The organism is Tenacibaculum sp. IMCC1 (genome assembly GCF_054906355.1).
This window is the reverse complement of record NZ_CM142818.1, coordinates 2,778,115-2,794,573: the sequence shown is the minus strand read 5'-3', so window position 1 is coordinate 2,794,573 and position 16,459 is coordinate 2,778,115. Positions and strand designations below refer to the sequence as shown.

Sequence of the window (16,459 nt, the reverse complement as noted above, 5' to 3'; positions counted from 1 at the left end):
CTATTAACTAGGGCAATAGTTCTAAAGGTATGAAGTACACTTCACTTCTATAACCTTCTTCTACTTTTTGCAACTTATTTTTTAAAAATAATTCTTCTAATTTATCTATTTTTTCATATTGTTGAAAATAAAACTTTTCAAAGCCATTTTTTCCTACTCTTTTTCTTGGTAATTTATATATTCCTAAACAGTAATATCCTTCATGATTTAAAGGAATTCCTGATTTAAAGTAAAATAAATCTGCTATTGTTGCTTTTCTACTTAAAACATATCTATAGGCAGCTTTGTTTAATATTTTTATTTGTTTTTGGTACAATCGTTTTATTACTCTTCGCTTTTTTCTTGTAATGGGTTTTGCCATTTGAGGAAATGTGCTGCGATAATTTTCTATTAATTCTATAATTTCATCTTTATCTAAGACATAGCCTTTTTTTATTATACTATCGTTAAGTAATGATACTTTTTGGTACAATACTTCATGTAAATTGTTTCTGCTTAATTGAAAAAGACGTAAGCTGTCTGTATTTAACTCTTTATATCTTGTTTTTATCGTTGTGCTTGGTTCACTTCTTAAAACTCCTAGTTTTTTATTAAAGTAATTTAACGAGGATATAAGCTTATTATTTGTTAATGTAGATCTTTTTAAAACAGTATCTATCGCTTTTTCTAAAGATAGAGGAGTTAATGAACTTTCTATTCTTGGAAAAATAACGCCTCCATTAAAAAGGCTATTATCTGGAGCATCGTACACATAAATATTATCTTCATCTGCAGGCATCTTTTTTAAGATATTGTTTTCTACTATAATTTCATTATCCACAATAAAATTCTTGATAAATTCATTATAATATTTTCCTGTTTTATACAAAAACTCTTTGCTTCCTAATATATAATTCTGAGATCTTACACTTTGATTATTGTCTAATTGTGCAAAAATAATTTTAGGTGATTTTTTAGCTATTTTTTCAAAAAAAGTATCTTTTTGCCTTTTAATATCATTCGTGTTTTCTTTGCTTGAAGCAATGATGAAGAAATTGTTTTCAAAACGCTTATTTTCATCTGAAAAATTATCTATTACATAATTTACTGCTTTGGGAATAGACATTGTTTTTTCAACGTATTCTACAGCTAAATTGTTTTGATTACTTTCTATAAAAGATTCAACAAAGCTAATCCACTCTGAAAAAGAGCTTGTTTTTTCTAATATTGCTGTTCCTTTTCTATCGACTAAAATTGCAGAAAAACTGTATTGAGCTTCAGTAGGTTCTTGAAATAAGGTTATGTATAAACTTTGTAATGAGTTCAATATTTTTTTTAGATGTTCGCTTTCCTCATTTTTAGAAATAAAATGGAAGTTTACTACCTTCGACTCCTCTTTCATAAATTTTATTTCTTTTGTATAAAAGCTATTTCCTTTTACATTAATAAGTTTATTTTTATCATGATTCCAAACATGTACTGGAGCTATCAAGTCTTTAGTAACATCTGTTTTTAAGTTTTTATATCCTGTATATAAGTATTTAGACAATACATCTTCACCTGTAAGTTGAATTGTATCTTTATTACTAACTGCCAATAAACTATCAGTGTCATTTATAACATATACTTGACTTTGTCCAATACGTGTAATTAAGTTTGATGGTATCCAACCTACTGTTTGAGAAATAGAGTCTTTTAAAACGGGTTTATCTGACACAAATACTGCTTTCCCTTTTTCATCATACTTATAAGGGTATACAATTTGATTAGACACTAACTTTTTGTTTGACTTTGTTCTAAAAAAGGGATCTTTAAACACATTTACAGAGTCTACTTCCATATATGGTTTCAAATCAAAAAGTCGTAACGTTTTATCTGTTCCTACCTTATATTTTATAGGTTTATTATTACATGTTTCTAAAAACGAATGATTATACTCTATTACATTACTTGTAGGAATCCATCCTAAATATTCTACTTGCTCTGAATCTTTAAAGTTAAACTTATCTCCATAGAACATAGAAAACAATCCTTTGGGTTTTCCTATTTGATCTGGGTTGGCTACTACTACTTCATACGAGTTTTCTTTTTCATTAATTACATACAACGGAGTAAGTAATCCTTTTTTCTTAAACTTTTCTTGCACATATGGTCCTTTATAAAAAGAGTTTTCCTCTCTATCTGAAAAGACCATTTTTAACGAAGCATCGTGCTTCGTTTTTGCTTTTTTTAGATAGTTAAACCTATCAGTTTTTACTTCTTTTACTTTCTCATATTTCCCTATAGTTTGTGATACAATAGGGAAGGAATATAGCAACAGCAAAAAAATAAAAAGTGTTATTTTTTTTTGCATTATTATCTTAGTAAACTTTGTGTTACATTTAATCTTTTGAAACATTTAATTGTATCTATTTCAACTTTATTTATAATTATTTTGCTTCTTTTCTTATTTTCTAAATAGTGTAAACCTTGGCAGTAACTAAAAAAGTCATTATACCTTCCTCCATTAACAATTACAAGTATGTCTTCTGCTTGATTACATGTATAGTTATTTTTTATATAATTTAAGTTTTTATAAAAAGTTCCTCTATCTGTAACCTTGCTATCTGCTATTGCTTGAAGTCTTTTTCTAATATCATTTTGCACAACCCCTAAAGAGTCTACTTTTTCTAATTCCTCAACTTTTTCAAATCTTGGTAAAATCTTTATATTATGAAATATTGGGTATTTTAATGTATTTGTTTGAAGTTTTACCCTGTAGTCTCCTGGTTTACTATATCTGTAAATTACTTGTTCTTCATAAGCATCAACTGTACCTGTTTCTCCAAACTCCCAATACCAGGTATTTATTCCTTTTCCCTCGGTAAAAAACACTAATTCTTCTCCTACATAACCTTCATCTACGCCATGCAATGTTACCAAAGAGTCTCTAGGTGATAGTTTTGGTAAAGAAACTATACCTATTTGTTTTGAAACAGTAAACTTATCGTTTATTTTTATTGATACTAAATACTTACCTTCTTTACGGTATTTATAATCGATATTTCCTGGTTTTACTATAGAATCTCCATTTCCCATATGCCACACCACTTTTCTTCCTTCAACTAAACTCGTATCATTTAAAAGGAAAAACAGTTTTTCACCAACTTCAAACTGGTAGTTACTATTAGATTCAGACACGTAAAAATCTAAATTACTGAGTCTTGATTTATAAGGTGCAAATATGGCCAGTATTAATACTAATAAAGCTATAAAAATTAAAGCTGATAATTTAAATTTATTAGACATATTCTTTTATTTAAATATTAGCTTTACATTCTTCTAGATTTTCTTTCAGAACTTTATTATTCCTTTTTAAAGCATTGTATTCTTCACTCAAATCGAAAAACATTTTAAGCGTTTTTGATGATTGAACTCCGAATATATATCTATTATTCATATCGTTATCTCTATAAATTTTTTTGTATTGTTGAATTTCCTTATCTAACTCGTCTAATACCTGAATTTGAATAACATCAAAAGGTATTTCTTGAATTTTTTTATGTGTATTTTTTATTTTTTTTGTGTATTCTTCCTGAATATCAAAAATTTCTTCTGAAGCGTCAATACTATTTAGCAGCTCTTTACTTTCTACTACAGGCACTTTAAATATAAATTTAGTTAGTATTATAAACACTACTGTAGAAATTATTATAAACAAAAGAGAAAACCTTATTTTTTCCCAAAAAATCTCATGTTTATCCATAGCTTACTCTTTATTTAAATTTTTATTTAAATCTTTATATTTCTCTCTGCACTTTTCTAATTGTTCTTTATTGGCTTCTCTTGTATTAACTTCTTTGTTATAATTTTCAAGAAGTGATTGTATATTCCTTATTTCAGACAAAAACTCACCGTAAATTTTGTAATAGTTGTTTTCTTTTTTTGTACTATCTATACTTTGTCTTATTTCTACTCTGGTGTTAGTTATAATCTTCTGCATTTGTCTATACTCTCCAATATTCCTTCTTTTATTTTTTAAACTATATAGGTTTTTAAAAAGCTCTTCCATTTTAAAATTTAACATAGCTTGTTTTTTAAAAACTTCATTGTAATGAGATTGTTTACTCTCAATTAAAACAACCCCTTTTTCTGCTATAATTAAAGTGACATATAAACAAAAGAATACGACTACTGCTGTTAAAGAGAATGATGCAAAAAACTTAAGTATTTGTTTTCTCCTTTCTTTGTGATTTAAAGCTTTCATAAGAAATTTATATTAATCAATTATACTCCAAGTACTATTTTTACCTCTATTTCTATTGAATTGCGCTCCAGATTCTTCATTAATTACAATATTATCTTTTCTTTGTCCTATATACTCTAGTTCACTCATCTTTTTAAATACGCGCTCCAACATAACTACAAACCTATTTAGCACATCAAACGTTTCTGCTATCTCAATATGGTTGTACTTAACGTTTACAGCATCAACTATTGCATCAAGGAAAACAGAAGGCTTAATGTCTGTCCATTGATAATAATATTGTAGTAATTGCTCTTTCTCTTTATCATCCATAATACTCAAGCAAATAGAAAGCTTATTTGCTAACACCACTAATCTATCAACCAAATACATAGGTGATCTACTAGTAGAAATATTTTCTAAATTAAAAATATTATCACTGTAGTACTCTTGCAGTTTACTGCAAATTGAAAAGGTATTGGCTACTAATTTATTACTGCTTTTTTGCCCATTATTTTTTTTGAAAATTTTAATCGAATAGTTTTTAGACTTAATAAGCATTTGTAATAACCCTTTTCCAAATCCTTCTAACCTTTCATTAGATGTTAAATTAACAACAGGAGGCACATAACTTTCATCAATAGAAAACAATCCATTTGTCCATAACACCTTTCCTATAACCAAAAAGTGCTCTTTTAAAAAGCTAGTATTAATTTTTGAAACTGGAAGTGTATGTAGTTCTAATTTAGGTAATACATTAGGATGGTGTAAAGGTATAACTTCAGGGTCTGGAATACCTACTGGTAAATACTCAAATGGAGATAGCGAAAGCATTATATAAAATTCTTCGCTTTCTGTTTTATCAAAATCAGATGTTTTTAATGTTACTGATGGTGAATTTGCCCCATACAAATCTCGGTGATACATAATCCTGTATCCTTTTTCTGTGATGGCGTTACAAGATTTCAGTTTTATTACTAAAGAGTTATCTCCATCGTTTAAAACATCTAATTGTAGGTTTTCAAAATTAGTTCCTCCATCAACTAATCCATATTCATAATTTTTAAGAGAAACCGAATTGTAGTCTTTTATGGTTTCAATTGTGTTGTTATAATTTTTAAAAAAATGTTCTGCAGATATTTTTACTCCGTCAGTCCAATTTATTGGTAAGTAATTCATTTTATTATTTTTCTTATTCATCTTCAATGGTGTTTAATGCAGTTCTTCTTATATATATAGTTTGTTTATTCCTTATTTTATTAAACTTCCCGTCTTTTTCAGCGTCTAAGACTTTTGTAAAAAGAGGAAAATTAAACCATTTGTTTGTGTAAAAAATCCAACCAATTGGCTCTCCCTCCAAATAAGTATCAATCATTCTATCAGGAAATCTAAAGTTTTGATCTTCTATAAATCGATTAAACCACATACCTACTGATACCTCCATGGGTAACTTTACTGAAAAAGAACTGTAGTTTTTATCTTCTGGATTTCTTTTAATTTTTACTGTTACTTGTATTAATTTAAAAACGTCTACATTATCCCAATACATATCACTAACTCCATTATCTGAAACATTCCAGGCTTTATAAAATGGTTTTGATATGTTTAAAAAGTATTCTAAAGACATTGTGTATAGTAATGGTAACACAAACCAAATTATTGATAACATTGCCCAAAGTGCGTAAGGTAAATTACTTATTTTTTCAAAAATTAGATAATACAGCCACCCTGAAAGAAGCATTACTATAAAAGCAAAAAATAGTGTATGGAATTTATTATCTAGGCCTATAGATTTGTAAAACTTTGTATTTTGAAAAAGCATGAAAAACACACCTATAAAAAGATAACACAAAACTGTGAGTATCAACCCTACCCAAACAAATTCATATTTTAATAAACTAATTAAAACTGGGGCTACTAGAACTATAGTTAGCAATAAAACCAAGACTATTGCCTTTTTTATATTAAACGATTTTTTTGCCTTTACTATGTTATTTAATACCATTAAAGAAACAATAGCTATTAATGGTGCTAAAAGAAATTTTAAAAAATATACTATTATTATGTTCATAACTTTTTCTTTTCTTATTTAGTTAAATATGAATCATACCCTAAAAATCTTTCTGATAAAACAAAAGATTGATCAGAGTTTGTTTTATAAGTGATATGAATTTTTCTTGAGGAAATTAAAAAGAAGTTTAACACTTCCTTTATTTGTAAAACACTTTTTTCTAAAACTTTAAAGTTTTCTACTTCTTTTTCTAATACCACAACTACTTTAACATCATCTATCTCACTATAAACCTCACCACTTAAACCCAGATCTACTCCTAAAACAGCATCTCCTAAACTTAAAAAAGGAGATTCTTTTATAGCACAAGGTATATAACTAAGCTCTACTTTTAAGCCTAAAACAATTTGTATTAGTTTTTCTAACTCGACTAAATTCTCTTTAAAAAACTCAGACTTACATAAATTAAGAAATAGTTTATACAATGACTCATCTGATATTTCTATATCAAAACCTATAATTTGTTTAAAAATATTTAATAGGTTTTGTTTTGATTTTTTGTCTGAAAAAAAGTTTAAGCTTCTATTATTAATCCTAACTCTTTCTTTAAATATTTCTGTATCAAATAGTGTAAAAAAATTAATATCTCCTTTTTCTTTTTCCCTATTTCTACGAATTGTATCAACTACTTCCTTCTTATTATCTGAATTAACCCCTAAGGAAAGAGGGTAAAATAATATTTCTGGTAACTGATGATATATACTATTTCTACTTAAATTTACTACTAAGTTCTCTTCAAACCCTGTGTCTTTAGCAATAAAATTTGAATTAATAGACAAAACATCTTTAGATTGAGCTCTAGTATTCATACCGTGATTTTTCACAATTAATACTTCTGAGACATCTTTTTTTAATAAAAACTCTAATTCTTCAATAAAAACCTCACCTATAAAGTTAGATGTCATATTACGAACAAGCTCGTCTATAACGGTATCATTTTCATTTACACTAGCTCCCATACAAGATTATTGTTTTTATAATCTAATAATACATGATCTCCTTTATTTACCTGTTCAGAAACTATCATTTTAGATATTATCTTTTTCACGTATGTTCTTACAACTCCTGCAATGGGTCTGGCTCCATACTTTTGAGAAAATCCTTTTTTTGACAAGAACTCTAAAGCTTCATCAGAAATATCTAACACTATTTGTTTTTGTTGTTCTAATTGCTTTCTTAGTTTATTAAAGTGTATTACTAAAATATCTTGTGCTACTTTTTGATTTATTGGCGCAAATGGAACTACTTCTGTTAACCTCCCTAAAAATTCTGGTCTAAAGTGTTGTGCCATTACCTCTATTAACTCATTTGAGGTCGGAATTTTTCCTCCTGTTATTTGCTCAGCAATCCATTGACTACCTATGTTAGATGTAAAAATGACAATCGCATTAGAGAAATCTCCTTCTCTTCCTAATTTATCATGAATTACTCCTTCATCCATTAATTGTAGAAAAACATCATACACAGAACTGTGAGCTTTTTCAATTTCATCAAATAAAACTACTGAATATGGACGCTGTCTAATTTTTGTTACTAACATCCCTCCTTCTTCATATCCTACATAACCTGGAGGTGCCCCATAAAGTAGCGCTGCTGAATGTTCCTCTTTAAATTCAGACATATCAAAACGAATCATTGCTGTTTCATCATCAAATAGTAACTCTGCTAATGATTTAGTTAATTCAGTTTTTCCTGTTCCAGTAGGTCCTAAAAAGAAGAAAGAACCAATTGGTTGTTTAGGGTTACTAAGTCCACTTCGCGATTCAATAATAGCATCAGAGAGTGTTTGAATAGCGTTTGACTGCCCTTTAACTCTTTCTTGTAACTTTTTATCAATATTTAAAAGACGTTCTTTTTCTTCTGTTTGAATTTTTCCTAAAGGAATGCCTGTAATTTCTGATACAACAGCTTCAATATTCATTTCACTTACAATATCAATAGGCGTCTTAGCTAGCTCTTTTAACATTGATAAGAATTCATCAACCTTCGATATTTCTTGTTGTAAATCTGGATTATCAGATACTAAATTAAATGACTTGGTAACTTTTGAGGTTTGAATAACACTAACTTTTCTGTAAATAGTATTGTATATTAATTGTAAATCTGAAAATTCAAACTTTTCCGAGTCCTTAACTTCATTAAACTCTTTTTCTATTTTTCTAACCTCTGTTAATACCGTAGCGTTGCTCATCTTTACAGCTGCTACAGTTTTATCTATTAAATCTATTGCACCATAAGGTAACTTCTTTTCCTTAAAATACCTTTTTGAAAGATGTATAGATTCCTCAATTGCTCTATCTGAAATTTTAATATCAAAATGTAGTTCCAACCTTTTTTTATGTCTATGTAAACACTTTAACATCTCTAGGCTACCTAATTCCTCTAGCTTCAATATTTCTAATTTACCATCTATAGGGTGTCTTTCAAGATTTTTCCTGTATGAATCTGAATTAATTGTAAAAATCATATTAATTCGCCCTTCACTTAATTGAGCGTTTAAGATATTAACAATAGCATTGGTTTTTCCTGATGCATTTTCAAGCAATACATGAAGATCATCAATAACTAATATGGAAGGAGCATCAATAGACTCTAATTTCTCAAATAGTTCTGATATTTTCTTATTTACATCATTTTCAGAGCTTGCTCCTGCTAATAATTTTGGGACATTGAGTTTAAACACTAAGTGACTTTTCAAATACTCATCTGTACTATTACTCAATTCTCTTACGAAGTAGTTTACTGTTGCTGTTTTTCCTATACCTGAATCTCCTACTAAAATAACTCCCTTGCTTTCTGATCTTTCAAAATTTTCTAAAATCAATCGAACTTCTTTTTCTCTACCTAAGATTAAGTTTCCTTTTTGTATTACCTCTTCTGTTTGAAGGTCTTCGATATAGGAACTTATTGCAGAAATATTTTCCTTAACGTTTGATTCTAAAAAAGTGGGAGTATTAGCATTGTAATGATTTAAAATATCTTGTTCTGTTATACCTAATGTTTCTATTTGTTGTCCAGAATACACAACTCCCTCTCTTACAACTGCTGTAAAAATACATAAGGCATCAATATTTTCCGTTCCTAATTTAATTTTTGAACGTTCAGACTCTTCGAAAACCTTAGCAACTTCATGGTCTGGATTTACATCTCCAGAAGCTTTTAGCGGAGTTGACTTATACATTTCTTTCATTACCTCAAACCACTCAAGAATATAGTTAGCATCTTTACCCATGCTATCAATAATCTCTTCTAAACCAGTTGGTTCATTAATTAGCGATGTTATTAAATGACTAACACCATAGGTGCTTTGATTTTCTCTGTAAGCAATACTTTTAGCTCTTTTTATGCTTGATAAAGCACTTGAACTGTAATCTTTTTCTATCATTTTTTTATAAAAAATACTTTATATGTTATATTTGATATTGATCTTTTTTCTAATTCTTTTTCAAGATAATAACTGAAAAGGTTTTGTTTTTCTTCAGAAATTAACTCTCTTTTAGTTTTTATGTATATATCTGTAGTTCTAATTAATCCTTTTTTCTTTTCTTTTGATATTGCAACACCATCTTTTATAGAAAGGCTCTCAACAAAATGCCCTATTTTATTGTTTATAAAACTTTTTACATCTTCTCTAGTTACAATTCTTTCTCTAGTAAGTAACCCATAGCGCAGTCCATTTATTTTGTCGTGCTCCTCTTTTCTTATATGCCCACCTATTGTATCTGTTTTGAGTTTTATTTTACTATCAATAAACTTACCTGTTCTATACTGATTAAAAGTATAACTAGTATTGATATCATTTGCGTGGTTTGCATTAGTTAGCCAATACTGAAATTCATAATTAAAGGCATCTTTATGTGGATAGGTTAACAAAAATGTTTTGTTATTATTTGCATTAACCTCACCAAATTCTAAATGAATTTTCTTATCAATCTCATCTAGTTTTTCATGCAAATCATCTAAATATGCTTGAATAATATCATACCCTATTGCAGAAAAAGCACTACCTTCTTCTCTTACAGTTTGAGAAGTTTTACTTAACATCATCTTAGCACTTCTTGTATCAAACCTTCCTATGTCTCCAAAGTAGAGAGAATAACCTCCTTCAAGACTTTCTGTAGAGTTTTCTATAACGTTACTATAACTATTTCCTTTATCATCACTTAAACTTTCTATATTTAAAAAGTAGTTTTCACCTTCACTCAGTACCGATAAGATCCTTCCATTTTTTCTAAAGTTATGTTGTTTATACTCTAACTTTCTATTAACTACTGGAAAAGTATTTAAACTTACCTCTATTCCTTGTAGTTTCTCTCTAGAAAAAACTTCTGGTAACTTTACTTTAAACCATAAAAGCTTTTTATCTAAATCTTCAGGCTCAATAAAAAAATCAGTTTGCTCTCCAAATAATTCATTTATTGTTTTTTGTTGTCTACAAGACTCATTTAAATTTAAAGTATAAAAACAGTCTTCATAAAAAGAAATTACATCTTCAAAGTAGTGAACTTCTTTGTTGTTATTTATTAAAACTTCCTTATTTAGAAACATTTCATTCTCATCAACATCATACACCTTCATTGTTTTTAAAAAAGGTAAAAGCGAAGTATCTTTTAGTATAAAACAAAGAGATAGATTATTAGTTTCTTCCAATAAATCATCTAAAATTTCAACACCAAACCAAAGTTCGTAATCTTTAATTTTCTTTTCTTCAGATAAATAAAGAGCATCCTCCATGTTACCAAATCGGTTTTCACAAACCAACAACTTATCATCGTACCCTAAATATTTAACAGATGCATTTATTAGCTTTTTTGTAATAATTGGAGTAAAAAAAACATCTAACTTATCTTCTCCAAATCTTCTCTTTGAGCAATAAAAATGATCTGAAACATTTAATTGTGTCGTATCGTCTTCCGGTTGAGCTTTTAATAAAGCATGTGAAGGTGATGGTAAGGACCACTTGTTACTTACCAAAATTCTAGATAACCTATCTAATAATTCTTTATCTGAAACATCTATTTGTTGGTGTAATTTTGATATTTCATAAGCAAAAGTATGTAAAAGCAAGTCTAAAATAGGATCTACACTCCTTTTATCTTTAATGCCCCATAATTCCATCGAACGCAATAGCATTCGATTTTTAATTTTCATAAAATATTCGTCTCTCATTGCTATTTTTATTTTTTTTATTGTGATAAAGGACTAATGTAAAAAAGTGTAGCAAAATTAAATGGCGCATCGGTTTCTATAATTGTACCAAATACTTTAATTTCTGCTTTTCTTCTTACATGAACATCCGTAGTCTCAGCATCATCATCTATTTCAGATAACCTTACACTAACTCTAATATCCTTGAGTCTTGGCTCATACTCAACAAAGGCATAATATAAAGAATCTTTAACTTTTTCTTCCCATTTATTAATTTTAACCAATTGGTTAAATTCTAAATCCCAAATATCGGAACCATAATTCGGTCTTCCAAAAACCTCACCTTGTTTTGAAGTAGCAATTATCATGAGGTGTTGAGCTATGGATTCTTCAAGTGTACACCCCAATCTATTATTTTCTTTATTTCTTTTTGTTATACTGGAAAAGTCTAGGGGGATCTTCAAATAATTCATTTTTCCTTAATTTTTTTCTGTAAAAATAATTTTTTTTATCAAATATTTAATAGATTCGTAGCAGAATAAAAAAAATTATTATGGCAATGTACAATTACGGAATTGGAGGCAATGAAGTTAAAGTTGATGCTAATGAATCAATCGCAAACATTTCTTCCAACAAAACTTTATTAATCCAAAAACTTACCGACGAAGCTCCTGCAACCCCCGAAGCTATCTATGGTTTAGACACAATCGAAGCTGTATTCGAGAAGTTTTCACCTTCAGTGAATCTTGAACACACCGATGAAAATGGCGCCGACGTTAAAGAATCTTTAAATTTCAACAATTTAGGTGATTTTAATGTTGAGAACATTAAGGCTAATAGCTCTTTTTTAAATAAGCTAGATATAGAAAAAGACCAGTATCTAAGAATTTCAAGACAACTATCTTCTAACAGAGCGCTAATGAAAGCACTTAGTAACCCTGAAACAAAAGATACCTTTATCAAAATTTTAGAAGAGTCAATTAAAGAAATCGAGCAAGCCGAACAATAAAACCAAAAAAACATAATTAGCTATGTCTACAAAAGTAAAAACGCAGCAATCGGAAGTAGTTAAACAACAATCCCCTAGTCAAGAAGTAGCTAACGCTATTGATGGCATAAAAGAGTACGGTGGTTTCTCTTTTATCGAAAACATCGTTGATGGTTACTCTAACTTGAACCCAAAAAGAAAAGCTAGAAAAAGTCTATTTTTAAACGACGAGCAGTGGAAAGGAGAAAGAAAAAACTTAAAAAACAGACTTTCTGTTTGGTTAGAAATTCTTAAAAGTAGTGACAGTATCGAATCAATGTGTGATACTGCAAAAGAAAAATCTACCAGCATAGAAAGTGTTTTAAATTACAATCTTAAGAAAACCTTAGAAAAAACAAAAGAACTAGAAACCTCTTATAGATCAGTAGCTTTATTCTACAAAAACACCGAAAAAGACAAAGTAAAAAACATCACCATCTTAAATGCCGATTTAAGTCAATTAAAAGATTTAGAAAATCCTCTTTTTATAGACTATGTATCAAATGAGTTTAAACAAAACTTTGATAGATTAGATTTAAAAGACAACTACTCTATATTAGTAGTTCCTGGTTATTTAGGATCTAACGTAGTCTTAGACAAATGGTCTAAAATAGCACATGACAACAAAGCTGTTTTATTAACAGACTTCCAAGATCTTGAAACACCTGACGACATTGTTGACATGTTCTCAAATGCAAATCACTCTGGTGGCGAAATTCACAAATCAAACACTTTAATGACTTGTAACTGGCTACTAGGAAGAAAAAAAGAAGATGCCGTGGGTGAAGAAGACAACCTATACGTTCCGCCATCTTCTGCTTTGGCTGGTAAAATATATCACACATTAATGTCTCAAGTAGTAGCAGGTAAAAAATTTGGAGGTATTAATGAGGTAGAAAGTGTACGATTCGATCTTAAAAAGAGTGAAATTTCAGAAATTGAAAAAATGGGACTTGTTCCTATGGTTAACGAATATAGTAAAGTAATGGCTTTTTCAGCCAAGACTTTATTTAACGGAGACAACTTAGGTTTACAAACTTACTCTGTTGTAAGAGTATTCGATCACATAACAAAGGTTTTATTTGACTTTTTAAATAGAAGAGCTTTTGAAAACTGGAGCTCTAGAACTGAGGCTGATTTACGTCGCCAAATAGTTAAATTCTTAGACGATATTCAAGGACCTACTAAGCTAATTGAGCGTTTTAAGGTTATAAAAATAGAACAAGATCAAAATCAAAAAGACCGTGTTTTATTAGATATTCATATCACTCCTTATTTTCCTGCTAAAAGCTTTGTTATCCAACTAGATGGACACAAAGGAGATGGTCCTGAAGATGCTGTTTGGCATAGTGAATACGTTCAACAGTAATTTTATACTACAGAGAAAAATAAAAAAGCAAAGGTTTTTAACCTTTGCTTTTTTTATTGAAAATATTTTAGCTATCACATAACTTTAAACTCATTCTTTTTGAAATTGTATCGTCTTTCACAAAAAAAACACTTAAAACCTCTTGTCTAAGCTATAAAAAATAAAATTCAGTTTTTTATCACAATCCTTACAACTATTTTTGTAAGCTTTAAGCACTCTTTACGAATAAGATAAAAAATATTTTCATGAACATACAAGAACTAAAAAACAATATAGACTTAATAGTTAGTAATAATTCTTCTAAAGAAGAAAAACTACAACAAATCTGCGATTATTTAGCTTCAGAAATCTCTTACTATGACTGGGTTGGTTTTTACTTTAAAAATGGTGATAAAAACGAGTTAAAACTAGCTCAATTTAACGGTGAACCTACAGAACACACAATCATCCCTTTTGGAAAAGGTATTTGTGGACAAGTAGCAGTTAGCAATAAAAACTTTGTTGTACAAGATGTTAGTGAACAAGACAATTATATTTCATGTGGTTGGAAAGTAAAATCTGAAATTGTAATTCCCATCTTTGTAAACGGCGAAAACATCGGTCAAATAGATATTGACTCTCATACTGTTAACCCTTTTACTAAAAACGACGAAGATTTATTGGAATATATTTGCAAAAAAATAGCTAATTTTGTATAATTATTTTATAATCACTTGATTATTAAGTTTTTTTTTACTTTATTTGATGTGATTTTAAACAACCCCATTAATCCCCTTAAATATGAGCAATAGAGAACATCCTTCTTATGCAGCATTAGGCAGTGCTAATGCTCGTTCAAAATCTCAACAATCTTTAATAGAAAAATTCACAATCTGGTTTCGAAACTTCTTAGAAACAGCAGAGTAATTTATATTTATAGTTTTGTTGTATTAAAACACCACCAAAGAATATTTTTGGTGGTGTTTTCAATCTTAAAAGCTAAAAAAATATTGTGTGTCGACTACTCTTTTACTAGCTTTGCAAGCTTAACAACACAACAATAATGAACAATATAAAAACTATTAAATCAGCGTTAATTTCTGTTTTTCACAAAGACGGATTAGAGCCTATTGTTAAAAAACTTAATAATCTAGGTGTTACTATATACTCTACGGGAGGTACTGAAAAATTCATCAAAGACTTAGGTGTTAATGTAGTACCTGTAGAAGATGTTACTTCGTATCCTTCTATCTTAGGAGGAAGAGTAAAAACGTTACACCCTAAAGTTTTTGGCGGCATCTTAAACAGACAAGATCACGAAGGCGATATTACTGAGATGGAAGAATATAACATTCCTCAGTTAGATTTAGTAATTGTAGATTTATACCCTTTTGAAAAAACAGTTGCTTCTGGAGCTTCAGAGCAAGATATTATTGAAAAAATTGATATCGGTGGGATTTCGTTAATCCGTGCAGCTGCAAAAAACTTTAAAGACACTGTTATTATTTCTTCAATGGAACAATATGAAGATTTCTTAACTATTATTTCAGAAAGCAACGGAGAAACTTCGTTAAACGACAGAAAAAAGTTTGCTGCTAAGGCTTTTAATATCTCCTCTCATTATGACACTGCCATTTTCAATTATTTCAATGAAGATGAAGTTGTATATAAAGCTAGTGAAACTACATCTAAAGTATTACGTTATGGAGAAAACCCTCATCAAAAAGGTTTTTTCTTTGGCGATTTAGATGCTATGTTTGATAAGCTACATGGAAAAGAATTAAGCTATAATAACTTATTAGATGTTGATGCTGCTGTTAATTTAATAGAAGAGTTTAAAGGTGAAGATCCAACATTTGCTATTTTAAAACATAACAATGCATGTGGTTTTGCTCAACGTAAAACAATTCATCAAGCTTATATAGACGCTTTAGCTGGTGACCCTGTTTCTGCGTTTGGAGGGATTTTAATTTCTAACACGAAAATTGATAAAGCCACTGCCGAAGAAATTCACAAATTATTCTGTGAAGTAGTTATTGCTCCTGCTTATGATGCTGATGCTTTAGAAATTTTAAAAGGTAAAAAGAATCGAGTAATATTGATTCAAAAAGAAATTGAATTACCTAAACAAACAGTTAGAACTGCTTTAAACGGAGTATTAGTTCAAGATAAAGATTATATTACAGACAAATTAGATGATTTAACTTACCCTACTAACAATAAACCATCAGAAAATGAGTTAGAGGATTTGTTATTTGCATCTAAACTATGTAAAAACACTAAGTCTAATACTATTATTTTAGTAAAGGACAAGCAATTATTAGCTGGGGGAACAGGTCAAACAAGTAGAGTTGATGCTTTAAGACAAGCTATTGAAAAAGCTAATAGTTTTAACTTTGACTTAAACGGAGCTGTTATGGCTAGTGATGCTTTTTTCCCTTTTCCTGACTGTGTAGAAATAGCAGATAAAGCAGGTATAAAAAGTGTAATTCAACCAGGGGGATCTATTAAAGACCAATTAAGTATTGATTATTGTAATGATAATAATGTAGCAATGGTTTTTACTGGAACTAGACATTTTAAACATTAATTATATTGAGTGTAAAATACCCACAGATTTTTATTAGATTTGTGAGAATACATTAAAATTAAATATAAATA

The 16,459-nt window shown here is 28.9% G+C and carries 15 protein-coding genes; 5 read left to right on the top strand and 10 right to left on the bottom strand.

The features are described 5' to 3' along the window. Positions 1-7: 7 nt before the first annotated feature. The 10 genes from tssR to ACXIHB_RS12965 are packed head-to-tail and all read right to left on the bottom strand — an operon-like array spanning position 8 to position 11,896. Positions 8-2,332, bottom strand: a complete 2,325-nt coding sequence (gene tssR, locus ACXIHB_RS13010) for a type VI secretion system protein TssR domain-containing protein (RefSeq protein ID WP_462098404.1) — start codon at positions 2,330-2,332, stop codon at positions 8-10. A 2-nt stretch (positions 2,333-2,334) separates the two neighbouring features. Continuing rightward, positions 2,335-3,267 (bottom strand): PKD domain-containing protein, encoded by a 933-nt coding sequence (locus ACXIHB_RS13005; protein ID WP_047790416.1) that lies wholly within the window; start codon positions 3,265-3,267, stop codon positions 2,335-2,337. 10 nt (positions 3,268-3,277) lie between these two features. After that, positions 3,278-3,724: a type VI secretion system TssO gene (tssO, locus tag ACXIHB_RS13000; RefSeq protein ID WP_047790415.1), complete on the bottom strand. Its 447-nt coding sequence runs from the start codon at positions 3,722-3,724 to the stop codon at positions 3,278-3,280. A 3-nt stretch (positions 3,725-3,727) separates the two neighbouring features. Next, entirely contained in the window at positions 3,728-4,225 is a 498-nt protein-coding gene (gene tssO, locus ACXIHB_RS12995; protein ID WP_047790414.1) for a type VI secretion system TssO, read from the bottom strand. Positions 4,226-4,237: 12 nt separating this feature from the next. Next, positions 4,238-5,404, bottom strand: coding sequence for a hypothetical protein (locus ACXIHB_RS12990; protein ID WP_047790413.1), 1,167 nt, complete (start codon positions 5,402-5,404; stop codon positions 4,238-4,240). Beyond that, the gene (locus ACXIHB_RS12985; RefSeq protein ID WP_047790412.1) at positions 5,397-6,275 is read right to left on the bottom strand and encodes a TssN family type VI secretion system protein; all 879 of its coding nucleotides are present in this window, start codon (positions 6,273-6,275) and stop codon (positions 5,397-5,399) included. The genes ACXIHB_RS12990 and ACXIHB_RS12985 overlap by 8 nt, the downstream gene beginning before the upstream one ends. Before the next feature lie 14 nt (positions 6,276-6,289). Then, positions 6,290-7,234 carry a hypothetical protein gene (locus ACXIHB_RS12980; RefSeq protein WP_073184337.1) on the bottom strand — a complete coding sequence of 315 codons (945 nt, stop codon included), beginning with the start codon at positions 7,232-7,234 and terminating at the stop codon, positions 6,290-6,292. Beyond that, positions 7,219-9,660: an AAA family ATPase gene (locus tag ACXIHB_RS12975; RefSeq protein ID WP_274633746.1), complete on the bottom strand. Its 2,442-nt coding sequence runs from the start codon at positions 9,658-9,660 to the stop codon at positions 7,219-7,221. Before ACXIHB_RS12975 ends, ACXIHB_RS12980 begins: the two co-directional genes overlap by 16 nt. After that, a complete protein-coding gene (locus tag ACXIHB_RS12970; RefSeq protein WP_462098403.1) occupies positions 9,657-11,444 on the bottom strand; it encodes a hypothetical protein in 1,788 nt (595 codons plus the stop codon). The genes ACXIHB_RS12975 and ACXIHB_RS12970 overlap by 4 nt, the downstream gene beginning before the upstream one ends. Positions 11,445-11,461: 17 nt before the next feature. Next, a complete protein-coding gene (locus ACXIHB_RS12965) occupies positions 11,462-11,896 on the bottom strand; it encodes a GPW/gp25 family protein (RefSeq protein WP_047790408.1) in 435 nt (144 codons plus the stop codon). Positions 11,897-11,976: 80 nt separating this feature from the next. Between ACXIHB_RS12965 and ACXIHB_RS12960 the strand changes: the two genes are divergently transcribed. From ACXIHB_RS12960 to purH, 5 genes are all read left to right on the top strand, one after another. Continuing rightward, positions 11,977-12,432: a hypothetical protein gene (locus ACXIHB_RS12960; RefSeq protein ID WP_047790407.1), complete on the top strand. Its 456-nt coding sequence runs from the start codon at positions 11,977-11,979 to the stop codon at positions 12,430-12,432. Positions 12,433-12,454: 22 nt separating this feature from the next. Beyond that, complete coding sequence (locus ACXIHB_RS12955; RefSeq protein WP_047790406.1) at positions 12,455-13,819, top strand: DUF5458 family protein; 1,365 nt, start codon at positions 12,455-12,457, stop codon at positions 13,817-13,819. A gap of 245 nt (positions 13,820-14,064) precedes the next feature. Further along, on the top strand, positions 14,065-14,517 hold the full coding sequence (locus tag ACXIHB_RS12950) for a GAF domain-containing protein (protein WP_047790405.1): 453 nt from the start codon (positions 14,065-14,067) through the stop codon (positions 14,515-14,517). 82 nt (positions 14,518-14,599) lie between these two features. Beyond that, the gene (locus ACXIHB_RS12945) at positions 14,600-14,725 is read left to right on the top strand and encodes a hypothetical protein (RefSeq protein ID WP_255724779.1); all 126 of its coding nucleotides are present in this window, start codon (positions 14,600-14,602) and stop codon (positions 14,723-14,725) included. A gap of 136 nt (positions 14,726-14,861) precedes the next feature. Then, positions 14,862-16,388, top strand: coding sequence for a bifunctional phosphoribosylaminoimidazolecarboxamide formyltransferase/IMP cyclohydrolase (gene purH, locus ACXIHB_RS12940; RefSeq protein ID WP_073184329.1), 1,527 nt, complete (start codon positions 14,862-14,864; stop codon positions 16,386-16,388). Positions 16,389-16,459: the final 71 nt, after the last annotated feature.